Raw genomic sequence first — 22,658 nt, 5'->3', positions numbered from 1 at the left:
CTTTTACTGGGTGAGGATAAATATGCCTTTATGGATGAATCGAACTGCAAGAGATACTCGCAGAATTATAGAAAGAGTTATCTTAGCAGCAAGAGCTCGGGGTTGTATTAGAGTTGTTGAGTTTTCACAATCCCCTGGAAGTAAAATTCACACTGTACTCACTAAAAGGGGAGTTGGAGATGGTATATGTATAGCACTAGCACTTTATTGGCTTGAGGGGCAAATTAAAAACAGGGGCTATCTAGACCCTATGGTCGGGCAGAATAAGAGAGTTATTGCTGATGCTCTTTCGCCGGCAATAGAATTATTTAATGCCACAAAAGCTGCGAATACTCAGATGAAGGATGCCCATTTGTGGATGAATACTCACGGTTTCGTAGGAAATATGCCCCGTAAAGAATATGTCAATAGACTTAGAAATTGGGTTGGTGATTACTGCTGTCAGGGGCCAGATATAAATCAATTTCGAATAATTTCCACTCGAAGTTTTCATTCGCATACTATGGCCTTGGATCTTGAAAGTTTGATATTTTTTGATCCAAATATTGGGACTTTCCAATTTAATTATCTGGCGCACCTGAGGAATTTTTTAAGCGATGTGATCTTTCCTTATGGGGTTGGGGGACGTGAACAAGGTGCACAATATTTGGGGCGTAAAGTGCTCCATGTTTTGGAAATGGGGTCTTATAGTCGGGATCCTAATTTAAATTACTTCATGAGCTGATATTGAGTATCCACCTCAGTTTACGAATAAAGGTATCGAGACCGGTATAGATTCCTCGGGATGTGTAAGTGTTCATATAGGCAAGTTATGCCGTAGCCGTTTGGCGCCTGTCCAGATTGCGATACGCCAAAGCTTCAGCAATTTGAGTTGTGCTTATACGTTCAGAATTAGCAAGGTCTGCCAAGGTTCGGGCTACTTTAAGGACCCGATGGTAACTACGCGCGGATAGCCCCAGTTTTTCCACCGACTGTCGTAAGAGGTGCTTTTCCTTTTCCCCCAAGGCACAGTGCTTTTCCAGCTCTGCGCCTTTTAACAGGTTATTTGTCTTACCTTGCCGCTGTATTTGTTGCTGGCGTGCGGCACAAACTCTCTCTCTCACGGTATCGGAAGTTTCTCCGGGAGCTGAATCCTGTAATTGCACAGCATTCATAGCGCCCACCTCTACCTGCATGTCGATACGATCTAGCAACGGGCCTGAAAGCTTGTTGCGGTATCGATCTATCTGGTCTGGGGTACAGCGACAGCGGGGCTCGCCTAAATACCCACAAGGGCAGGGGTTCATAGCCCCAACCAGCTGAAAGTGGGCGGGGTAGGTGACTTGGGCTCGGGCGCGGGAGATTCGCACTTCACCATTCTCCAGGGGTTCCCGCAGTATCTCCAGAGCGTGCCTGGGAAATTCGGGCATTTCATCGAGAAAAAGGACTCCCCGGTGCGCGAGGGATATCTCACCGGGCCTTGGGGTGCTGCCACCACCGACCAGCGCTGTTGGTGAGGCGCTGTGGTGCGGGGCCCTGAAAGGGCGCAGGCTCTGGTGAGGTAGGCCTGCGCTGGAGTAAACGCTCGCTACCTCTAGTGACTCTTCAGTTGTCAGCGGGGGCAATATACCCGGCAGGCGGCTGGCCAACATGGTTTTGCCGGTGCCGGGAGGACCGTAAAAAAGCAGATTGTGGCTCCCGGCTGCTGCCACTTCGAGAGCGCGGCGGGCTTTTAGTTGGCCGCGCACATCGGCCAAGTCTGCGCAAAGGTGCTCTTCGGCAATAGGCTCTACAACAGCTTTAGGCATAGATTCACGTCCATGAAGTTCGGCGCAAACCTGCAGCAGGGAGTTGGCAATGCTGACTTCGCCGGTTGCCAGCGCGGCTTCCGCACCGTTCTCGGTAGGCACAACGAGTTTACGGTCTTCATTGGTGCAGGCTACGGCTGCCGGTAAGCTACCACTTACTTCCCGCAAGGCGCCAGTGAGTGCTAGCTCGCCAATAAATTCATAACGTTCCAGAGTTTCGGTGGGAACCTGTCCCGAGGCGCTGAGAATGCCGATGGCGATGGCCAGATCGTAGCGGCCACCTTCCTTGGGTAAGTCGGCGGGGGCGAGGTTGACGGTAATACGGCGCTGGGGGAAGTCGAAATGACTATTGATTAGGGCGCTGCGGACACGGTCGCGGCTCTCCCGCACCGCCGCTTCCGGTAAACCCACAATATGAAAAGCAGGGAGGCCATTTGCCAGGTGGGTTTCTACGGTAACCAGAGGTGCAGAGACCCCGAGCTGAGCTCGGGAGTAGGTGACTGAGAGGCTCACGATTTCATCCTTGAAGTGGCTCCCTGGGCTTAGTCCTTGGCGGCGCTGTCTCTCTGCGCCAGGGCTTGCTCCAGCATTTCGACCTTATCCTCGAGTCGTGCCAGCTTTTCCCGGGTCCGGCGCAGTATCTCCACCTGAGTGTCGAACTCTCGCTGGGAGACCAATGGCAATTTATCCAGTGATACTTCCAGAGCACTGCGCAAGTCACTGGTCACCACGGCGCCCTGTTGTTGTAGCTCTTTCAGCAGCTGTTGCAGTTTATCTGCTGCCACGGGCATTTCCTCGCTAAATAAGATGGATATGAATAGCACGGGATTGTAACCCAGTGCATTTTTTGGAAAAAGCAGCCTAACAGCGCACCGTTCTGAGCGCACCTTAATCTTTACCTCCCCACTTCAGTGCAAAGGAAGAAAGGCAGTTCCATGTTGGTGCAACACTTTGCCTTCGAGTTTCTATTCGTACGAATTTTAATAATTCAGTTACTCCTAACTTATTGATTTTGCTTGTGGTTGCAGTGTTGGCATCAAGTCTGCAAACAATCTGTGCAGGTGTCCCATTAACGATCATTGGGAGTCTGGGAAAGTAGCAGTTCACGAGACGCAAGCGACCCTCTGTCACACCCGACAGTGAAGGACTGATTGCAGGCGGCGCCATAAAAGCACTCGAAAAAACAGCTTCAAAAGCCTTGGAGGATCAAAGTGGAAAATAAAATGTATAAAGTTGCCACTCTCGTCACCGGTGCCGTTCTTGCACTGGGCGCTGCAAATTTATCGATGGCTGCCGAGGGCGGTCCCAGCATTAGTGCCAATGTGGGTCTTGTTTCTGACTATCGATTCCGTGGAATTAGCCAGACTGATGGAGGCCCCGCAGTACAGGGTGGTGTCGATGTTGATTTTGGAAACGGCATTTATATTGGCACCTGGGCATCCCAAGTGGATTTTGATTACGGCTCCGATGAAACCGATTATGAACAGGATTTTTACGGCGGTTATAGCGGAGATATCAATGACAGTGTCAGCTTTGATGTTGGCTACATCTATTACGCCTATCACGGCGGTAATGCCGATGAAGATTATCAGGAAATATACGGCAGCCTGAGTTTTTCAGATTTAACGTTGGGGTTTGCCTATTCCGATGATTATTGGGCGGATACCGGTGAATTTTATTACCCTTATGCGGAATATAGTTTCGCTCTTCCCTCAGATCTTTCTCTCGATCTACATCTGGGATTAAACCTCTTTGAAGAAGAAGGTTTTCTCGATGGATCTGATTCCTATATCGATTACTCCGTTTCCCTCAGTAAAGAATTTGGTGGCTTGAGCCTGAGCGCTTCTTTCGTGGGCACCGATGTTAGCGATAGCGAATGTTACGAGACTGACTGGTGCGAACCTACATTGCTCGCCGGCGCGACTTATACCTGGTAATACAAAAGGGCCTTCGTTAATGCGAGGGCTCGTTTTCTTTAGGGGAATACCATGAAATTAATCACTGCAATCATTAAACCCTTCAAGCTGGATGCTGTGAGAGATGCCCTGCGGGAGTCGGGGGTTAATGGTGTAACGGTCACTGAAGTGAAGGGCTTTGGTCGCCAAAAAGGGCATACGGAATTGTATCGCGGTGCAGAGTATGTGGTGGATTTTCTTCCGAAAACCATGCTGCAAATAGCGGTGGCAGATTCGCAACTGGATGCGGTTATCGAAGCAATTGGTTCCAGCGCGCAGAGTGGCAAGATCGGTGACGGAAAAATATTTGTCGCAGAGCTTGAGCAGGTTGTGCGTATACGTACCGGAGAAACCGGTAATGCAGCAATTTAATTAAAAACCGAAAACATAATTTTAATAAATATCCAGATTTGAACGGAGAGGAATATGGAGAACCAAATTTTTCAATTGCAGTATGCAATTGATACTTTTTACTTTCTGATGTGCGGCGCCTTGGTAATGTGGATGGCCGCCGGCTTTTCCATGCTGGAAGCCGGCTTGGTGCGCTCCAAAAACACCACGGAAATTCTCACCAAGAATGTGGCCCTGTTTGCGATTGCCTGCATTATGTATCTGCTGACTGGCTACGCCATTATGTACGATGGTGGCTGGGCATTGTCCGGTATTGAGGCGTTTAGTCTGGAAGGCGTTCTCAGTGATTCTGCAGAAAATGGTTTTGAGGGTGACTCCGTTTATTCCGGAGCTTCAGACTTTTTCTTCCAGGTGGTCTTTGTAGCTACCGCCATGTCTATTGTTTCTGGTGCGGTTGCCGAGCGTATGAAGCTGTGGAGCTTCCTGGCCTTTGCAGTAGTTTTGACCGGTTTCATCTATCCACTGGAAGGTGCCTGGACCTGGGGCGGCAAAGAGGTTTTCGGCCTGTACAATTTGGGCAATCTCGGTTTCTCTGATTTTGCCGGTTCCGGTATCGTGCATATGGCGGGTGCAGCGGCTGCGCTTGCTGGTGTCTTGCTGCTGGGCGCGCGTAAAGGCAAATACGGCCCCAACGGTCAGGTGTATGCTATTCCCGGTGCTAACTTGCCGTTGGCAACCTTGGGTACCTTTATCCTGTGGATGGGCTGGTTTGGCTTCAACGGCGGCTCGGTGCTGAAACTGGGAGATGCTGCCAGTGCACACTCCGTAGCCATGGTCTTTGTGAATACCAATACCGCTGCTGCCGGTGGTGCTATTGCTGCACTGATCACCGCCCGTATCCTGTTCGGTAAAGCGGATCTGACCATGTTGCTAAATGGTGCCCTGGCCGGTCTGGTGGCAATTACAGCGGAGCCTTCGACCCCGACTGCATTGCAGGCAACCCTCTTCGGTATGATCGCCGGTGTGTTGGTGGTCTTCTCTATCATCACCCTGGATAAGCTGAAAATTGATGATCCGGTGGGCGCTATCTCTGTACACGGCGTTGTCGGCTTGCTCGGTTTGCTATTGGTACCTGTGACTAACAATGATTCCAGTTTCAGCGGGCAATTGATTGGTGCACTGACCATCTTTGGCTGGGTATTCGTCAGTTCATTTGCAGTGTGGTACCTCCTCAAGCTCGTCACTGGTATCCGTGTGAGCGAAGATGAGGAGCAAGAGGGTGTTGACTTGACCGAATGCGGAATGGAAGCTTACCCGGAATTTATGAACAAGTAAGTTAACAGTGTCGGTGCTGCCCCATAGGCGGGGCAGTGGCCTGGGTAAGGTTCTCTCGACGAGGACGAATCAGGGGAAATACTCAAGATGAAATTGATTACGGCTGTAGTAAAGCCCTTCAAATTGGATGATGTACGCACTGCCCTGTCTGAAGTGGGCGTGCAGGGAATGACCGTCACCGAGGTAAAAGGTTTTGGGCGTCAAAAAGGCCATACAGAACTTTATCGTGGCGCCGAATATGTGGTGGACTTCCTACCGAAAGTAAAATTGGAACTCGCTGTTGATGATGAGATGGTGGACTCCGCTGTTGAGGCAATCACCAAGGCGGCGCAAACCGGCAAAATCGGTGACGGCAAAATCTTTATCACGGCTCTCGAAGAAGTCATTCGTATCCGTACCGGTGAAACCGGTAGCGAAGCTGTGTAACCTGTTTGATAACTCTTTCATAACGTAGCGATTGAGTATCATAAGCCCCGCAAGGGGCTTTATACGCACTTCTGATAAGTCCCGCTATCTCGCCTTCGATCTTTGTTATCTATTTTGCTTGAAATACCTGCTACGGGGGCAGGCGCAAAAATCTGCATAACTAACTGAAATATTCCCATTTCATTTCCCAACAAAAAACTCTACAGCCTCCTCCTTGTGTTACTGGCACGGGGGTGGGGAACTGCCTATAAATTAATCGCCGCTATTGACGCGGTAGGGGATCGCCACTGAAAAGTGGTTGTCAGTTTTGTAGATGCCGCGGGAAAGGGGCGGCACAGAGGTACTCCCTCTGTAACAGGAGTAAAGGTTACAGGGTTTTAGCTATGAAAGATGGTTATGAAGATCAGGGTAAGAACTCTCGCAGCAAGGACTCCGAGGAATTTGCAGAAGAACGCAGTATCACCTCTCGCCAGCGCGCCAGAAGCCAGTTAAGTTCCGATGTAGAGGAGTTTCTCGCCGGTGGCGGCGCGATTAGTGAAGTTGATCCAGAAGTTACCGCCGACCCCCCGCGCAAACCGCAGCCAAAATACGGCAGCCGCCCTATCTAATCTCTCTGGTCGCTGTTGCTCCTCCAGCAGGAGGAGTGACAGTTGGCCAAACCCCTCTCAGCCTCTCAGAGCTTTTACCGATTGAGCAGTTTCGGTAGCAGGCGCTCCAGGACTTCGCCGATATAGGATAGGAATAAAGTGCCCAGGCTAGACCGGTAGTACTGGGGATCAGCAGAGCCTACCGCTAGGGTGCCAAGTTGATTGCCCAAAGGAACGACGGCAGCTGAAGCGATATATTGCGCTTTTTCCGCAAACAGGAATTCTTTTTCCCGTTGGCGCAAAACACCGCAGATGGGACGGCCGTTACGAATTATTCCGCCAATTGCCGTCTCGGCATCGGAAAATGTGCTGGTCTGAACTTGTCCCAGGCTTTGGCGGGAAGCAGATATTGGCTCGAACAGAGTCAGGCTGGTGAACTCAACATTGAAGTCAGCGGCGAAACTGGCGTAGAGAGCTTCTGTGACTTCACCGATATTTTCAGCTTCCAGCAGTGCAAGGATAAGTCGGCGGCTATTGAAAAAAAACTGGTCGTTGTCCCGGGCGTTGTGCAAGAGCTGGTCGAGGCGCTGTCGCATTTCGATATTGCGCTCACGCAGCAAATTCGTTTGGTGGGTCATCAGCGACACGGTCTTGCCATTTTCCCGCGGCAACTTGATGGTTTCTAGCAGTTCCATGCGCTCTTCAAAGAACTCCGGGTTTTGAATCAGGTAGCGAGCTACCTGCCGTGCCAGCAGTTTATCGTCACGCTGGGTTTCCTTGTGAGTGTCGCCGGCAATCTCTTCGGGGGGCTGATTGGCGTCTGTGTGTTCCATTGTGTTTGCTTTTTCTGGCACGGGGATGGGGCATCGGACAACTGATGTGGCGAAGCGTTCTGCTCTCTGAGTTATCCCGTACCCGCTTGTGGCGGGTTTACTGCCAAATACCCGGACAATTGTTTAGAGAATAATCTGCCCGTGAAAAACCGTGGTTGCGGGCCCGGTCATAGTAACTGGCTGGCCGGGTCCGCTCCAGTGAATTGTCAGTGTGCCGCCGGGGAGCTGAATTTGGACTTTGTCATCCACCAGGTTTCGCAGGCGAGCGTATACCATGGCAGCACAGGCGCCTGTGCCACAGGCACGAGTTTCGCCAACCCCGCGCTCAAATACCCTGAGCTGGGCTTCGGTGCGTGTATCCACTTGCAAAAAGCCAGCGTTGACCTTTTGTGGGAACCGCGGGTGGCGTTCAATTAGGGGCCCGAGTCTTTCTACCGGTGCGGAAGCGATATCTTCCACCAGCAGAACCGCGTGGGGGTTGCCCATGGATATAGCACCAATGGTGAAGGTCTCCCCGTCCACTTCCAGGGGATAGGACTCTGCACGGCGATCGGCGGAAAAAGGTACTTTTTGGGGCTCGAGGACCGGTGCTCCCATATCGACACTAACCTGATCCCCGTCCAGCACTCTCAGGTGCAGTAAACCGGCGGCAGTTTCTACTTGGATATTTTTCTTACCGGTAAGGCGGCGTTCACGTACAAAGCGGGCAAAACAGCGGGCGCCATTGCCGCAATTTTCCACTTCGCTGCCATCGGCGTTAAATATGCGATAGCGAAAATCCGCCTCGGGTGTGCGGGGCGGCTCCACCAGCAGTACCTGGTCGCAGCCCACGCCGAGGCAGCGGTCTGCCAGGCGACGAGTTTTTTCCGGGGTCAGTTTAATTTTTTGGCTGACGCCGTCGAGCATCACGAAATCGTTGCCGAGCCCATGCATCTTGCTGAATTTAACGCGCATTCCATTTCTCTGTTCGTACTGATTTTCCGCGGCGTTAGCTGCGGTTTGGGGCCCGGGCTGAAAAATGGACCCCACTGCGATGCAAGTAGCTGATCAGGCTTTTTTGGGGACAGTGGTCTCACCGCGAACCAAGTCGGCAAAAGTCTCCCGCTCACGCACCAGGTAAGTTTTGTCGCCATCCACAAGTACTTCAGCAGCGCGACAGCGGCTGTTGTAATTGGAACTCATGGTGAAACCGTAGGCACCGGTCGACAACATGGCTAACAGCTGCCCCTCTCGCAGAGATTGGGAGCGGTTTTTACCCAGGAAGTCGCCCGTTTCGCATACCGGACCGACAATATCCCACAGGGTACTTTCACTCTCGTCCGGTGTCACTGGCACAATATCCTGCCATGCTTGGTAAAGGGCCGGACGCAGGTTGTCATTCATGGCGGCATCGACGATAGCGAAGTTGTGCTCTTCGGTACGCTTCAGGTATTCGACCCGGGTCAGCAGGGCGCCGCCGTTGGCGGCAATGGAGCGGCCGGGTTCGAGAATCAGGGATAAATTGCGTTCGCCGATACGCTTGTGGACCTCCGTCAGGTAATCCCCGACAGGGGGTGGTTCCTCACCCCGATAGCGCACACCGAGGCCTCCGCCCAGATCCAGGTGTTCCAGGGTAATTCCCAGCTCGGCGAGCTGATCGATAAGGACCAGCAGGCGATCGAGTGCATCCAGGAAGGGGGCGACTTCGGTGAGCTGGGAGCCGATATGGCAGTCCACACCGGTAATTTTCAGGTGCTCGGAATCCGCCGCGTGCTGATAAACCTCGATCGCCTTGTCTATGGCGATGCCAAATTTATTTTCTTTGAGACCAGTGGAAATATAGGGGTGGGTTTGGGCATCCACATCGGGATTGACCCTGATGGAAATCGGGGCGGTCTTGCCACACTCTGCGGCCACGCGCTCAAGGCGGTCAATTTCCGCTTCTGATTCAATATTGAAGCAGTGCACTCCAACGTCCAGAGCGCGCCGCATTTCCTCTGAGGTTTTACCCACTCCGGAAAATACGATTCGCGATGGGTCGCCGCCGGCGAGCAGCACTCGCTCAAGTTCCCCGCCGGAAACAATATCAAAGCCCGCCCCCAGCTGTGCCAGCAGTGACAGAATGCCCAGGTTACTGTTGGCTTTTACTGCGTAGCAGATTAATCCGGGGCGATTGCCGAGGGCCTCGGCGTAATCCCGATATTGCCGTTCAAAGTGTGCGCGGCTGTAGACATAAGTGGGGGTGCCGAAATTCTCAGCTATTTGTTCCAGTGAAACCTGCTCAGCCCACAGGCTACCGTCGCGATAACTAAACTCTCTCATATGACCGGTTCTTACTCTTCTAAATCTTCCTCGACATTGGAGTCATCCGCTGTGCCCGATTCGTCGTCGACTTCGATAGTCGGGCCGGTCTCAATGGTGTCATCGATATCAAAATCGGGCCCGTAGCCGTCTTCAGATTCAATTTCATCAACGGTTTCCACCGCTTGCTCTGCTGCAGAGCCGGGCTCGCCGGGTTGTGCTGCACCACTGGTGGGTACTGTCTCCGGCGGGCCACCTGGAATATTGGAGGCGGGCATGGCGGGGTCCTGTGGAAGATAGAGAGGACCTTTTTGGCCACAGCCCAGTAACAGTGCGGTGGCACCGATGGTGATGGTTAATAGAGAGAGTCGTTTTTTGAGCATCGATAACATCCTGAGAGTCGGAGATTCGCAGCGGCAACCGGCAAAAGCCTGATAGTATAGCGGCCCACCTGATTCAACACATTACACGGTAACAGAAGTAACCAAAGATGAGCCAAGCGGAATATGATGCGGCTGTGGAGCAGACTCTAATCGGTATTGAGGATGCACTCGATCACTGTGATTGGGATATTGACTACGAACGCAGTGATGCGGTGCTGACCCTGACCCTGGAAGACAATGGCAGCCAGGTAATTCTCTCGCGCCAGTCTGCCAACCGGGAGTTGTGGGTCGCCGCCAAATCCGGTGGCTACCATCTTTCTTTTGAAAACCCCGGTTGGAAGTGCACCACGACCGGTGAGGACCTGCCGACTTTGCTCGACCGCGTATTGAGCGAGCAGCAAGGCGAACAGGTTTCCCTCGGATTATCCGCTTAAACAGCGCTTAAGTGCGCTGCGAAATCTCTTCCCGTGCGCGTTTACAGGCCGCGCGCACTTGGTTCGGTGCGGTACCGCCAATATGATCGCGAGCCGCAACCGAGCCCTCTAAAGTCAGCACCTCAAATACATCTTCGCCAATTTCTGTTGAGAACTGTTGTAGTTGGGCCAGGCTGAGTTCGGATAAGTCTTTATCCTGTTCAATAGCAAAGGATACGGACTGCCCGACAATTTCGTGAGCATCGCGGAAGGCCACCCCTTTGCGTACCAGATAATCGGCCAGATCCGTCGCGGTGGAGAAGCCCTTGGCCGCAGCTTCCAGCATATTTTCTTTTTTTGCCTTCAGTGCCGGCGCCATATCGGCAAACGCGCGCAGGCAATCCAGTGCGGTATCGGCGGCATCGAATAGTGGCTCTTTATCTTCCTGGTTGTCCTTGTTGTAGGCCAGCGGTTGGCTCTTCATCAGTGTCAGCAGCGCAATCAGGTGGCCGTTAACCCGGCCCGTTTTTCCGCGCACCAGCTCCGGAACATCGGGGTTTTTCTTCTGCGGCATAATTGAGGAGCCGGTGCAGAAGCGATCGGGAAGGTCAATAAAGTCGAACTGGCTGGAAGTCCACAGCACCAGCTCTTCACTGGCCCGGGACAGATGGGTGAGCAGCAGCGCGGCGAAAGCACAGAACTCGATAGCGAAGTCCCGGTCGCTGACTGAGTCGAGGGAGTTTTCTGTGGGGGCATCGAAGCCCAGCAACTCCGCTGTGCGTGCGCGATTGATCGGATAGCTGGTGCCGGCCAGTGCTGCGGCTCCCAACGGTGAGCGGTTAACCCGTTTGCGGCAATCCATCAGGCGCTCGAAATCCCGGCTCAGCATGGCATTCCAGGCCAGTAAGTGGTGGCCAAAGGTCACCGGTTGCGCGCTCTGTAAGTGAGTAAAGCCGGGCATAATGGTATCGGCTTCGCGCTCCGCCAAATCGACCAAGCCATTTTGCAGGCGGGTCAGTTCGGCAGCAATCAGATCGATGCGCCCACGCAGCCACAGGCGGATGTCGGTTGCCACCTGATCGTTGCGCGAGCGGCCGGTATGCAGTTTCTTGCCAGTGGCACCAATGCGTTGGGTCAGGCGCGCTTCGATATTCATATGGACATCTTCGAGCTGCACAGACCAGGGAAATTCTCCCGCTTTTATCTCTTCGGCGATGCCCTTCAGGCCGTCGGCTATCTTGTGATATTCATCAGCACTTAATACCCCCACTTCTGACAACATCTGCGCGTGGGCAAGTGATCCCTGGATGTCTTCCATGGCCATGCGCTGGTCAAAAGTCACCGAGGCGGTAAATCGCTCGACAAAGGCATCGGTGGCTTCACTAAAGCGGCCGCCCCAGAGTTTGGCGGCAGGATTGTTGGCGGACTCGGAGGGGGATTTTTCGTTACTCATGGTTTTCCTGGCTGCAGTGAGATGAAAGGCTGGGGAGCTTGGTGATATCTTGCGCTTGGAACTTTGGGACAATCAAGAATAACAACTGCATGTCATTCCCCTGGCCGTCGGGCATTATAACGCAGAAAATTCGAAAATATCGCACAGGAAATAAGGATTCTGCGCTATCTGGGCAGCTTCCGTTTCTGCCAGACCTCTGCAGTGTCACCTCTCTGGCGGTGCTGGTGTTGATGGGGGAATTGCTGGCATTGGTGCTGGTCCTGGCCCTGGATGGTTTACCGGAATTCAGTTGGCAGCGCCTGGGGCTGATCTCTCTGGTGATCCAATGGGTGATATTGCCCTCGGCCGCGCTACTTTGCCGGCTTCGGCCGAGCCTGGCGAAAATGCCCCACAAACTCGCTGGCGGCTTGAGTTTTATTGCAGTGCTGTCGGTGCTCATATTGGTGATGGCAGTGCAGCGCTCCCTGCGCGCGGTGTTGTTGCAGACCAGCTTTGACAGCTGGGGGTTTGCGGGCGACTGCCTGCTTGGGGCTATTTGTGCGGGGGTGGTATTGCGCTACGCCTATCTTCAGCAGCAACTCTACAACCAGCAGCAGGCGGAGCTCGGTGCCCGAATTGAGGCACTTCAATCGCGGATTCGCCCCCATTTCCTCTTTAACAGTATGAACAGCCTGGCTAGTTTGATCGCTGTTGATCCTGATCGCGCGGAGCGATTGGTAGAGGATTTATGTGCATTATTTCGTGCAAGCCTCGCCGATCCAAAGCTGGTGCCTTTAGCGCAAGAGATTACTCTAGCCCAACGCTATTTGGAGATTGAAGCCCTGCGTCTGGGGGAGCGTTTACGCCAGAGTTGGCAGCTAGACGCGGGCCTGGATAAGGTTCAGCTGCCCAGTATGTTGCTTCAACCCCTATTGGAGAATGCGGTGTTGCACGGTGTGGCACAGTTGCGGGCAGGCGGAGAGATCAGAGTACAACTCTCGCAAGAGGGGGGCATGTTCAAAGTTGTTATTGAAAACCCATTGCCACAGGACAGTGCAGTTCCTGCGAAGACAGGTAATGGCATGGCGACAGAGAATATTCGCCAGCGTCTCACTGCATACTACGGCGATCGCTTCAAATTTACCGCCCGTCGGGAGGAGGGCCGGTACCGGGTCATACTACAGCTACCCTTATCTCCCCGGGAAGTGGACCGGCGGGAAATAGAGTCCACCACAAATTCCAAGAAGACTATCGAGGTGATGGAGTGACCCAATTGCGCGTACTGATTGTTGATGATGAGCCTTTGGCTCGTGCCCGTCTGCACCGGCAGTTGGAGAGGATCGATAATTGTATTGCTGTAGGAGAAGCGGCAGATATTGAAGCAGGACTATCACAGATCCGCGAACTCGACCCGGACCTTGTGCTACTGGATATTGAAATGCCCGGTGGTAGCGGCCTGGAATTGGCTCAGCAGTTATCCAGCTTCGTGTGTCCGCCGGCAATAATTTTCTGCACTGCTCACGATGAGTTTGCTTTGCCCGCTTTTGCCACCTCAGCGGTTGGTTATCTATTAAAACCTGTGAATGTCGAACAGCTGCGCGAGGCAGTTTCCAAAGCGCAGCGTCTGAGTAAGCCGCAGCAGCAGTTGTTAACCAAGCAGGATCTGGAGGAGCCCAGTGGCCGCAGCCGCATTAAGGCGATAAGTCGCCTGGGGGTGGAGCTGTTGGATGTAGATTCTATCCGCTGTCTGGTTGCGGACAGCAAGTATGTTGTAGCCCATCACGCCGCTGGAGAGACCATTCTGGATGAGTCTCTAAAAGAGCTTGAGAGTGAGTTTGGACAGCGTTTCGTGCGTATTCACCGCAGCGCGCTGGTGGCTGTGCAATATATTGTTGGGTTGCGCAGGGACGGTACAAATTACCGGGTAGAGCTGGATGGCGTAACAGCAGCGCCGCTGGTGAGCCGGCGCATGCTGCCTTCGGTAAAAGGGTTGATCGCAGAGATGTGTTAGAGCTTAAATGCTTCCGCGGATAAAAACAGCGAGTACGGCTGCCACCATTAATACCGCAAAACTTACCCTGATTATTCGCGCCTGCCTGGGTTTATGAAAAACCGGCCTCAGGCTTCCTCCTAAGCACAACCAGATAAAATCCACCGCAGCGGCTACCAGTAAACAGACCAACCCTGTGGCTAAATAGCTCAGGCCACTCTCTTCAATCGGTAGTAAGAATTGGGAGAATATGGCAAGGAAGGCGGCATAGGCCTTGGGGTTCAATAAGTTAAAAATAAACCCATCCAGCAGCGACGGAGGCTGAGCCGTCGCCGATTCGCCCTGCTCCAGTACCGGGGCCGTGGCAATTTTGATCGCGATATAGCCAATATATAAGGCACCGCAAAGCTGAACCGCCAAGCGCGCTTCTGGCCAGGCAGCCAGCAGTGCGGCGATGCCGGCGGTTGCCCCGACAATGGCGACACTCAGGCCAAGCAGGATGCCGATAAGGAAACCGCTGCTTTTTCTCACTCCAAATGTCGCTCCCGATGCGGCCAGGGCAAGTGGTGCCGGGCCAGGGGAGCCGAGTAATAGAGCGGTTGCTGCAATTAGTGAAAAGAGTGCTTCTAACATATTTTTTGGTCCTACTTCCCGCCTGCAACGTCAATAAATGAACCGGTAGTAAAGGTGGATTCATCACCGAGTAGCCAAGCCACAGCTTTAGCCACTTCCTCTGCTCGTCCCCCACGCTTGAGTGGAATCGCAGACTTTACTCGCTCAATTCTGTCTGCTTCGCCACCATCAGCGTGCATTTCTGTATAAATAAAGCCAGGCCTAACACCATTTACGCGAATCCCTTCATCGGCAACTTCCTGGCTGAGCCCGATGGTCAGCGTATCGACAGCGCCCTTACTCGCTGCATAGTCGATGTACTCGTTAGGTGATCCCGAACGGCTGGCAGCAGAGGAAATATTCACGATGGTTCCTCCAGTGCCCCCATTTTTGATAGACATTCTTTTGATTGCTTCCCGGCAGCAGAGCAGGGTGCCGGTGATGTTGGTACGCAGGATTTCATTGATGCGCTCAGCGTCCATCGTTTCGACGCGCATTTGCGGTTTAATGATTGCCGCGTTGTTAACCAGGCAGCTAATTGGGCCTAGTTGCTCGTAGACCGTATTGAATAGCTGAACAATATCTTTCTCTGAGGAGACATCGGCGTGAACGGCTATTGCTAAAACACCAAAAGATCGAAGTTCGACGATCAGTTCTTCCGCTTGCTGCTTGCGCTGCCGGTAGCTAATGGCAATCTGGTACCCCCTGTGGGCAAGTAATTTGGCTGTCGCGGCACCAATGCCCCGGTTGCCACCAGTGATCAAGGCGACTTTTTAATTCATATTGATTGGTCACTCTTTTAACGGGATATTGCGCAGGAGAATAGAGGATTATTGAAAGGCTATTTTCTTCCAATAAAAATGCTGCAGAAAAGAGCCCGCGAGATCATTCAATCATTGGGCGGGATCAGCTTTTGCATCGCGGAAATATCCGCAGCGGATTATACCGGGGGAAAACCGTTTACAGGCTGGGGACCTTTGATATGTCTGTAAACGGTTTTGATCTGGCTGGATCGGGGGCTAGTAGAGCTGAGGACCACCGTCTCCGTACTCTGAATCATTTTGTAGACTCAACTCGCCAGCGGCACTATTTAAGTACTCGGCATCGGATTCGGATTTGAGCTTAATCATCAGGCGCAAATCATTGGCGGAGTCGGCGTGGGAGAGGGCATCCTCATAGGTAATTTCTCCCCCATCGTAGAGCTCGTAGAGTGCCTGGTCGAAGGTCTGCATTCCCTGCTCACCAGAGCGCTTCATCAACTCCTTGATCTTATCCACTTCGCCTTTGCGGATCAGGTCCGACATCAGCGGGGTATTGATCATGATCTCAAGGCAGGCACGGCGGCCATCGCCATCGGGGGTCGGTACCAGCTGCTGGGCCACCATCGCCTTCAGGTTGAGGGACAGGTCCATAAACAACTGTTTGTGGCGGTCTGCCGGGAAGAAATGAATGATCCGATCGAGGGCCTGGTTAGCATTGTTGGCGTGGAGGGTGCACAGACACAAATGGCCGGTCTCGGCGAAAGCGATGGCGTGGTCCATGGTTTCGCGGGAGCGGACCTCACCGATCAGAATAACATCTGGTGCCTGACGCAGAGTGTTTTTCAGGGCTACATCAAAAGACTCGGTATCCAGGCCCACTTCGCGCTGGGTCACAATACAGCCGCGATGCTGGTGGATAAATTCGATCGGGTCCTCAATGGTGATGATATGGCCCTTGGTGTTCTCATTGCGGTGGCCGATCATGGAGGCGAGGGATGTGGACTTACCGGTACCGGTGGCGCCCACAAAAATAATCAGCCCGCGTTTGGTCATGGCCAGGTCTTTGAGTACGTCGGGTAGTCCGAGTCCATCGATAGTGGGGATTTTGGTTTCGATGCGACGCAGCACCATACCCACCAGATTGCGCTGGAAGAAGGCCGATACCCGGAAACGCCCCACGTTGCGCACTGCAATCGCGAAGTTCAATTCCTTTTGCTCGGCAAACTCGCGCCGCTGTTTCTCGTTCATGGTTCCCACCACCAGCTCGCGCGCTTTCTCTGGCGTGAGCGCGGTGCTGCTACAGGGCACAACTCGGCCGTGCAGTTTGATGGAGGGCGGGACGCCCGCCGTGATAAATAAATCCGAAGCGCCCTTCTCTACAACCAGTTGTAGAAGTCTTTCAATATCCATGGTGATTACCGCGTTTTATCTCGACTTTTCTTCCCCAGATTGGGGGCGGGTTTTGGCCGTTTAGAAGTTCTCCGGCATCTTGGCTTTTTCGCGAGCCACTTCGCGGCTGATGATGCGGCGTGCCACCAGGTCTTCCAGGCATTGGTCCATGGTCTGCATGCCGACGCTGGCTCCGGTCTGGATGGCCGAGTACATCTGCGCGATTTTGTCTTCGCGGATCAGGTTACGGATGGCTGGGGTACCGCGCATAATTTCGTGGGCAGCGACCCGGCCACCGCCGTTTTTCTTCATTAGCGTCTGGGAGATAACGGCCTGCAGGGATTCCGACAGCATTGAACGCACCATGGCTTTCTCCTGCGCCGGGAATACATCCACCACACGGTCAATGGTTTTGGCGGCGGAAGTGGTGTGCAGGGTGCCGAATACCAAGTGACCGGTCTCTGCCGCAGTCAGCGCCAGGCGAATGGTCTCCAGGTCCCGCATCTCACCCACGAGAATGATATCCGGGTCTTCACGCAGTGCAGAGCGCAGCGCTTCGGCAAAGCCGTGGGTATCCCGGTGCACCTCACGCTGGTTCACCAGGCACTTCTTGGATTCGTGCACAAATTCGATCGGGTCCTCGATGGTGAGGATATGCTCGTATTTATTGTCGTTGATGTAGTCCATCATCGCCGCCAGGGTGGTGGACTTACCGGAACCCGTGGGCCCGGTCACCAGTACCAAGCCACGGGGAGTATCTGAGATCTGTTTAAACACCTGACCCATTCCCAGGTCTTCCATAGTGAGAACCTTGGAGGGAATGGTCCGGAATACGGCGCCGGCACCCCGGTTGTGGTTAAAGGCGTTTACACGAAAGCGGGCGACACCGGGGACTTCAAAAGAGAAGTCTGTTTCCAGTAGTTCTTCGTAATCCTTGCGCTGCTTATCGTTCATGATCTCGTAGATCAGGCCGTGTACCTGCTTGTGCTCCATTGAGGGCAGGTTGATACGGCGCACGTCGCCGTCGACACGGATCATCGGCGGCAGGCCCGCCGAGAGGTGTAAGTCCGAGGCGTTTTGCTTGGCGCTAAAGGCGAGGAGTTCAGTGATATCCATACTGCTACCTTATGGTTCTTGTTTGGGCTCAGGTAAAATCGCCGCTCAAATCGGTAAGGGCATCAGTATATGCGCAAAGAGACAATCGTCGAAAACCTGAATGCAGTAGGTGAGCGGATTGTGACATGCTGCAACAACTGCGATCGCAACCCCGCAGAAATTACCTTGTTGGCGGTTTCCAAAACACGACCGGCGGAAGACCTGCGGATTGCTTTTGCTGCTGGCCAGCATCACTTTGGCGAAAATTATTTACAGGAAGCCCTGCAAAAACAGGATGCCCTGTCCGACCTGGATATTCACTGGCATTTTATTGGACCGCTTCAATCGAACAAAAGCCGCGCTGTGGCAGAGCGATTCCAATGGATGCACACGGTGGATCGCTTAAAAATCGCCCAACGTCTGTCGGCACAGCGTCCCAGTAATATGGCACCACTCAATATCTGCTTGCAGGTGAATATCGATGGCGAGCAGAGCAAGTCTGGCATAGCTCCACAGGATTTGGTGGCTCTGGCGCGTGAAGTGATGACATTGCCGGGGCTATGCCTGCGTGGCTTGATGGCGATTCCCGCTGCTCGTGACAATGTATTTGAGCAGGAAAAACCATTTATCCAGTTGGCAGGGTTGCTGCAAAGTCTTCGTGAAGAATTTCCTGAGCAGACCTTCGATACTCTATCCATGGGGATGTCTAAAGATATGGAGGCTGCTATTGCCTGCGGCGCCACTATTGTGCGTATCGGCACAGATATTTTTGGGGCACGAAACTATTCTGCATGACAGAATTAGTACGCAAGTAGATTTTTTGGGATACGGGATGACAAAATCTGGGACTGTAGATGTATTGCTGCTGCTTTTGTCAGTGAGCGCGGTGCTATCTCTGTCTGTAACAAATAGTGTACTGGTGACTTGGGTGGCGCTTGAGTGGTTGGCTTTTATCTGCCTGATTGCATTTGTTTCTCCCAAAATCTCATTGGTTACCGGTTTTTTGAATTCGGCAGTTATTGGGATATTCGGAGATAAAAGCCGCTACTGGCTTTGGATATTGGCGATTGTTCTGAACTTGATCGCGATTGTGGAAACATTTCCTTTTTTGTTTAGTTAATCAGGGGCTCCTTACATAGTTAAGTTCTAAAAAGAAAACGGCCCTAAAGGCCGTTTTCTTTCTCTGGGAACAAATAATTATTGTTCATTCAAGCTGAGCTGCTTTTTTTGATCTTCACTCAGCAGGTGTTGGGCAAAAAAGAGCGCTGTTGCCTGGGTAAAGGCATCACTGTTCTCTTTCTTGCGGTAACCGTGCCCTTCATTGAGTGCGTTCATATACCAGACTCGATTGCCATTCTCGCGAAGTGCAGCCACGATTTGCTCAGCTTCGGTGACAGGTACCCGAGGGTCATTTTGTCCCTGCACTACGAGCATTGGCACCTGGATCTTGTCTACATTGTTGTTGGGGCTGATTTTTTCCAGGAAAGCGCGCATCTGCGGATCCCGCTCATCACCGTATTCGACTCGACGAAGGTCGCGACGATAGCTCTTGGTATTGGTGAGGAAGGTGACAAAGTTAGAGATGCCGACGATATCCACTGCTGCTTTTAAACGATCTGAGTAGTAAACACTACTGGCCAGCACCATATAACCACCGTAGCTGCCGCCAAACACAGCAACGCGTTCCGGATCCAGATCAGGCTGGGTAGCAATCCAATCCAGAAGAGCACCGATATCCCTAACTGAGTCCTCGCGCTTGTAGCCGTTATCCATGGCTAGGTAGCTCTTACCATAACCAGCGGACCCGCGTACATTTGGAGCAATTACAGCAACGCCAAGTTTTTCTAGCCACAGCTGGTATGTGCTGGAAAACATGGGACGGTACTGTCCTTCAGGGCCACCGTGGATTGAAATAACCACAGGTACGGGGCCTTTGGCATTGCGCGGCTTATAGACGAATGCGGGAATTTCACGCGGCTTTCCATCCACCTCGTCGAAAGTGGGATAGTGCACCAGTTCGGGTTCGACAAAGCTTTCGCTGTCGAGACCACCGACTTCACTAAATGTCCATCGGGTAAGGTCACCACTGGATAGCGGGCGGCGGCCAAGGTCCATTACAAAGGAATCGGAGGGAGTTTTAGGCGTGTTTAGGGTTAGGGCCAGCTTATCACCTTCGGGGTTAAATTCTATTCCACCGATAAGACCGATCGGCAGCGAGTCGACCTTGCGGTAGCGGTCATTGCGTGGATCGTATAGATAGAGGGAGGACATACCATTTTCGTTGGCGACAAAAGCGCCGCGGCGACCGTCTTTACTGAGGATAAAGCTACTGATATCCCAGGGGATATCGGAGGTAATTATCTTTTCATCGCCACTCTCCAGGTCTTTGCGGATCAGTTGGGTAAATTCGCGCCCTTTGTCAGAGATGATATAAACCGAGCGACTGTCATAACTGAAACCCGCTGGGAAATTGCGGGAATCAGCCTCTTCATCGCCCGTACCGGCGAGTAGTGAGACTTCGCCGCTGTCGAGATCCAGCAAATGGACATTAGATCGAGTGGAGGAGATATATTGCATGACCAAAATTTGGCTGCCGGATTGTGAGAAATCACTGGGACCCCACCAACTGCCATCCTCAGACTTAAGGATCAAGCGGTCTTCTTTTTTGTCACCGTCGAAAGTGGTTAGCCATATATCATTGGCCCTGCCATCTCGGCGAGTACTCTGGTAAGAGATAGCGGAGCCCTGCTTATTCCAGAGAATACTGCCATTGCGAGACTCACCATCGGTAATCATCTCGCTAGTGCCATTTTCTGTATCAAACAGGAAAATCTGGGCGTATTCATTGCCGCCGGCATCCATGGTGAATGCCAGTTGGCGGTGCTCCGGGCGGGTAGAGATGCCACCTATAGGTTCTTCGAAAAAGGTTAGCTGTCGGCGAGCGCCACCTGCATTCTCTACCTTGTGTAATTGAGAAACTTCGCCGAAGCGGGTACTGACATAGATACCGTTACCGTCAAGGTCCCAGCCCCGGAAGCTAGCTGAGCGTACGTTCTGATAACGATTGAGCTCATTGATGATAGTTTGGGGAATGTTTGGCACATCTTCGAGTACCAATTGGCCGTTGTTTAGCGTACGAGTTTCTACTGCACCAGCGGCACTGGTCGCAGTGATCAGTGTCGCTATAAGCAGTGAACGCCATCCTTTTTGCATACTGTCCTCCGTTAGGAGCCACTTGGTATGGCTCTCTTGTTATTTGAATCTGGCGGCCACATATTAGCGGAGTGCCCCGAACGGGGAAAAGCAACAAAATTTTTGTAACCGCCCAAGGTGATATGAGTGAGTACAGCGATCCCTAAGATGGTTTTTATTGGTGGCGCCGGCAATATGGCGGGGGCAGTGATCGGTGGTTTGGTGGCCTCCGGTTATCCGGCGGACCGGATCACTGCTACAGGCCGTGATCGGGACAAACTTAATGCTTTTGCCGAGAGCCATGGGGTAGCTATTAGTGACGATAATGTTGCCGCTATTGTTGATGCCGATGTAATTGTACTGTCGGTGAAACCGCAAGTTATGCGAGAACTTTGTGAGGGACTGAAACCCCATTTGGTGGATCGCTCGCCCTTGATTATCACTTTTGCTGCGGGAATTCCGCTCGCGGCTTACCACCGTTGGATGGGAATGCACCTCCCTATTGTCAGGGCTATGCCTAATACCCCGGCCCTGGTGCAAACCGGAGTTACCGGTCTTTATGCCGATAGCAAGGTTACGGGCGAACAGAAGGAACTTGCCGGGCGCATCGTCGATGCGGTAGGTATCTCATATTGGGTTGAGGAAGAGCGCGGCATCGATCAGGTGATTGCGGTAGCGGGATCGGCACCGGCTTACTTTTTCCAGTTTATGGAGGCCATGATTGATGCGGCTTCCGCCGGTGGCCTTGCCCGTGCGGATGCGGAGCGCCTTGTGTTGCAAACTGCCCTGGGCGCCGCCAAACTGGCGGTCGCCAGCGATGTTGACGTCGCCCAGTTGAAGCGCAATGTGATGTCACCAGGTGGAACCACTGAGCGTGCTGTTCAACGGTTCGAGAAGGGTGGGTTGCCGCAGTTAGTGGCCGATGCCATGCGCGATTGCGAGGAGCGGGCGACGGAAATGGCAAAGGAATTGGATCGGTAACAGGTTCCGGTCCAATTGGGTAGGTGCAGCGGTGGCTGCTGAAAATCTTTTTGTTTAGGGTTTATCCATGGTCAATACCTTCAGCGATATCGGCGTTTATGTCGTGGGCATACTGGGCATTTTGTTCCTTTTCGCCGTGTTATTGCGTTTCCTATTGCAGTTGGGCCGTGCGGATTTTTACAACCCCATATCTCAGGGCGTTGTGAAGGTTACCAACCCTTTGTTGCTGCCGCTGCGCAAAGTGGTGCCAGGACTTTTTGGCGTCGATATGGCCTCAGTAGTACTGGCGTTGATAGTCGGTTGGGCGATGATTATGGCTTGCGCCATGATCGCAGGTTACGGCCTGGTTAACCCCCTCAGTGCCCTGCTGTGGTCGTTGATCGGCTGTGTCTCCACTGTGATAGCGATGGTGTTTGTCGGCTTATTGGTCTCCATCGTTGCCAGTTGGATTGCGCCGAATAGCGGCCATCCAATTCTAATTTTACTGCACCAACTCCTGGAGCCATTTTGCGGACCTGTGCGACGCTTGATCCCGCCGTTGGGGGTGATTGATATCAGCCCGATATTTGTCTTTATCCTGCTCACTGTGATTAACAGGCTGCTTATTGGTTTTGCCCAAATGGCCAACATGCCGGCTTTCGTGTACAGCCTGTTTTGGCATATCCCCGGCTTTTAACCGGACTCTGATCACCCCAAAATATCCCCTGCACCTTTCAAGCCCCGCCCTCTGGGGCTTGCGCAGTTGTTCGAAGGTTTCTTAAATTGTGACCGGCTGAACATTTCTTCACCTGTGCGCACTAGATCGTATTTGGCGCGGTGTTAGACTCTTATACTATCGACTGACGGCTCTTTCTCT

25 protein-coding genes are annotated in these 22,658 nt (G+C 52.8%); 13 read left to right on the top strand and 12 right to left on the bottom strand.

Annotated features, from left to right (window positions below; translation table 11 throughout):
• Positions 1-22: 22 nt before the first annotated feature.
• On the top strand, positions 23-724 hold the full coding sequence (locus ACJJIS_RS20865) for a YopT-type cysteine protease domain-containing protein (RefSeq protein ID WP_475708969.1): 702 nt from the start codon (positions 23-25) through the stop codon (positions 722-724).
• A gap of 85 nt (positions 725-809) precedes the next feature.
• Here ACJJIS_RS20865 and ACJJIS_RS20860 read toward each other — a convergent pair whose 3' ends face one another.
• Entirely contained in the window at positions 810-2,300 is a 1,491-nt protein-coding gene (locus ACJJIS_RS20860; RefSeq protein WP_475708968.1) for a YifB family Mg chelatase-like AAA ATPase, read from the bottom strand.
• Between the two features lie 29 nt (positions 2,301-2,329).
• Positions 2,330-2,578 (bottom strand): accessory factor UbiK family protein, encoded by a 249-nt coding sequence (locus tag ACJJIS_RS20855; RefSeq protein WP_282930338.1) that lies wholly within the window; start codon positions 2,576-2,578, stop codon positions 2,330-2,332.
• 432 nt (positions 2,579-3,010) lie between these two features.
• On the opposite strand from ACJJIS_RS20855, the gene ACJJIS_RS20850 reads away from it, so the two are divergent.
• From ACJJIS_RS20850 to ACJJIS_RS20830, 5 genes are all read left to right on the top strand, one after another.
• Complete coding sequence (locus ACJJIS_RS20850) at positions 3,011-3,724, top strand: TorF family putative porin (RefSeq protein WP_475708967.1); 714 nt, start codon at positions 3,011-3,013, stop codon at positions 3,722-3,724.
• 51 nt (positions 3,725-3,775) lie between these two features.
• Positions 3,776-4,114: a P-II family nitrogen regulator gene (locus tag ACJJIS_RS20845; protein ID WP_282930336.1), complete on the top strand. Its 339-nt coding sequence runs from the start codon at positions 3,776-3,778 to the stop codon at positions 4,112-4,114.
• A gap of 54 nt (positions 4,115-4,168) precedes the next feature.
• The gene (gene amtB / locus ACJJIS_RS20840) at positions 4,169-5,428 is read left to right on the top strand and encodes an ammonium transporter AmtB (protein ID WP_475708966.1); all 1,260 of its coding nucleotides are present in this window, start codon (positions 4,169-4,171) and stop codon (positions 5,426-5,428) included.
• Between the two features lie 87 nt (positions 5,429-5,515).
• Positions 5,516-5,854, top strand: coding sequence for a P-II family nitrogen regulator (locus ACJJIS_RS20835; RefSeq protein WP_108731383.1), 339 nt, complete (start codon positions 5,516-5,518; stop codon positions 5,852-5,854).
• Between the two features lie 383 nt (positions 5,855-6,237).
• The gene (locus tag ACJJIS_RS20830) at positions 6,238-6,462 is read left to right on the top strand and encodes a hypothetical protein (RefSeq protein WP_108731384.1); all 225 of its coding nucleotides are present in this window, start codon (positions 6,238-6,240) and stop codon (positions 6,460-6,462) included.
• Between the two features lie 74 nt (positions 6,463-6,536).
• On the opposite strand, the gene ACJJIS_RS20825 is transcribed toward ACJJIS_RS20830, so the two are convergent.
• From ACJJIS_RS20825 to lptM, 4 genes are all read right to left on the bottom strand, one after another.
• Positions 6,537-7,274, bottom strand: a complete 738-nt coding sequence (locus tag ACJJIS_RS20825; RefSeq protein WP_475708965.1) for a DUF484 family protein — start codon at positions 7,272-7,274, stop codon at positions 6,537-6,539.
• A 123-nt stretch (positions 7,275-7,397) separates the two neighbouring features.
• Entirely contained in the window at positions 7,398-8,228 is an 831-nt protein-coding gene (gene dapF / locus ACJJIS_RS20820) for a diaminopimelate epimerase (RefSeq protein WP_475708964.1), read from the bottom strand.
• A 93-nt stretch (positions 8,229-8,321) separates the two neighbouring features.
• Positions 8,322-9,575 carry a diaminopimelate decarboxylase gene (gene lysA / locus ACJJIS_RS20815; protein ID WP_475708963.1) on the bottom strand — a complete coding sequence of 418 codons (1,254 nt, stop codon included), beginning with the start codon at positions 9,573-9,575 and terminating at the stop codon, positions 8,322-8,324.
• An 11-nt stretch (positions 9,576-9,586) separates the two neighbouring features.
• On the bottom strand, positions 9,587-9,937 hold the full coding sequence (lptM, locus tag ACJJIS_RS20810; RefSeq protein WP_282930330.1) for an LPS translocon maturation chaperone LptM: 351 nt from the start codon (positions 9,935-9,937) through the stop codon (positions 9,587-9,589).
• 107 nt (positions 9,938-10,044) lie between these two features.
• Between lptM and cyaY the strand changes: the two genes are divergently transcribed.
• Positions 10,045-10,371 carry an iron donor protein CyaY gene (gene cyaY, locus ACJJIS_RS20805; protein ID WP_282930329.1) on the top strand — a complete coding sequence of 109 codons (327 nt, stop codon included), beginning with the start codon at positions 10,045-10,047 and terminating at the stop codon, positions 10,369-10,371.
• Positions 10,372-10,378: 7 nt separating this feature from the next.
• Here cyaY and argH read toward each other — a convergent pair whose 3' ends face one another.
• Positions 10,379-11,803, bottom strand: a complete 1,425-nt coding sequence (argH, locus tag ACJJIS_RS20800) for an argininosuccinate lyase (protein WP_475708962.1) — start codon at positions 11,801-11,803, stop codon at positions 10,379-10,381.
• A gap of 89 nt (positions 11,804-11,892) precedes the next feature.
• Here argH and ACJJIS_RS20795 point away from each other — a divergent pair, with 89 nt between their 5' ends.
• On the top strand, positions 11,893-13,050 hold the full coding sequence (locus tag ACJJIS_RS20795; RefSeq protein WP_444911923.1) for a sensor histidine kinase: 1,158 nt from the start codon (positions 11,893-11,895) through the stop codon (positions 13,048-13,050).
• Positions 13,047-13,793: a LytR/AlgR family response regulator transcription factor gene (locus ACJJIS_RS20790; protein WP_475708961.1), complete on the top strand. Its 747-nt coding sequence runs from the start codon at positions 13,047-13,049 to the stop codon at positions 13,791-13,793. The genes ACJJIS_RS20795 and ACJJIS_RS20790 overlap by 4 nt, the downstream gene beginning before the upstream one ends.
• Positions 13,794-13,796: 3 nt before the next feature.
• On the opposite strand, the gene ACJJIS_RS20785 is transcribed toward ACJJIS_RS20790, so the two are convergent.
• The 4 genes from ACJJIS_RS20785 to ACJJIS_RS20770 all read right to left on the bottom strand — a co-directional run bounded on the left by ACJJIS_RS20785 (position 13,797) and on the right by ACJJIS_RS20770 (position 17,650).
• Entirely contained in the window at positions 13,797-14,405 is a 609-nt protein-coding gene (locus tag ACJJIS_RS20785; RefSeq protein WP_475708960.1) for a LysE family translocator, read from the bottom strand.
• A gap of 11 nt (positions 14,406-14,416) precedes the next feature.
• Entirely contained in the window at positions 14,417-15,148 is a 732-nt protein-coding gene (locus ACJJIS_RS20780) for an SDR family oxidoreductase (protein WP_475708959.1), read from the bottom strand.
• A gap of 255 nt (positions 15,149-15,403) precedes the next feature.
• Positions 15,404-16,555, bottom strand: coding sequence for a PilT/PilU family type 4a pilus ATPase (locus ACJJIS_RS20775; protein ID WP_108731394.1), 1,152 nt, complete (start codon positions 16,553-16,555; stop codon positions 15,404-15,406).
• A gap of 60 nt (positions 16,556-16,615) precedes the next feature.
• Positions 16,616-17,650: a type IV pilus twitching motility protein PilT gene (locus tag ACJJIS_RS20770; RefSeq protein ID WP_108731395.1), complete on the bottom strand. Its 1,035-nt coding sequence runs from the start codon at positions 17,648-17,650 to the stop codon at positions 16,616-16,618.
• Positions 17,651-17,719: 69 nt separating this feature from the next.
• Between ACJJIS_RS20770 and ACJJIS_RS20765 the strand changes: the two genes are divergently transcribed.
• Positions 17,720-18,424, top strand: a complete 705-nt coding sequence (locus ACJJIS_RS20765) for a YggS family pyridoxal phosphate-dependent enzyme (RefSeq protein ID WP_413664053.1) — start codon at positions 17,720-17,722, stop codon at positions 18,422-18,424.
• A gap of 37 nt (positions 18,425-18,461) precedes the next feature.
• The gene (locus ACJJIS_RS20760) at positions 18,462-18,749 is read left to right on the top strand and encodes a hypothetical protein (protein WP_413664054.1); all 288 of its coding nucleotides are present in this window, start codon (positions 18,462-18,464) and stop codon (positions 18,747-18,749) included.
• A 77-nt stretch (positions 18,750-18,826) separates the two neighbouring features.
• On the opposite strand, the gene ACJJIS_RS20755 is transcribed toward ACJJIS_RS20760, so the two are convergent.
• Positions 18,827-20,842 (bottom strand): S9 family peptidase, encoded by a 2,016-nt coding sequence (locus tag ACJJIS_RS20755; RefSeq protein WP_475708958.1) that lies wholly within the window; start codon positions 20,840-20,842, stop codon positions 18,827-18,829.
• A 126-nt stretch (positions 20,843-20,968) separates the two neighbouring features.
• Between ACJJIS_RS20755 and proC the strand changes: the two genes are divergently transcribed.
• Positions 20,969-21,802 (top strand): pyrroline-5-carboxylate reductase, encoded by an 834-nt coding sequence (proC, locus tag ACJJIS_RS20750; RefSeq protein ID WP_445355251.1) that lies wholly within the window; start codon positions 20,969-20,971, stop codon positions 21,800-21,802.
• Positions 21,803-21,869: 67 nt separating this feature from the next.
• Positions 21,870-22,478, top strand: a complete 609-nt coding sequence (locus ACJJIS_RS20745) for a YggT family protein (protein WP_413664057.1) — start codon at positions 21,870-21,872, stop codon at positions 22,476-22,478.
• The last annotated feature ends 180 nt before the right edge of the window (positions 22,479-22,658 follow it).

Source organism: Microbulbifer maximicatervae (SeqCode), from assembly GCF_056231245.1.
This window is presented reverse-complemented; position numbering and strand designations above follow the sequence as displayed.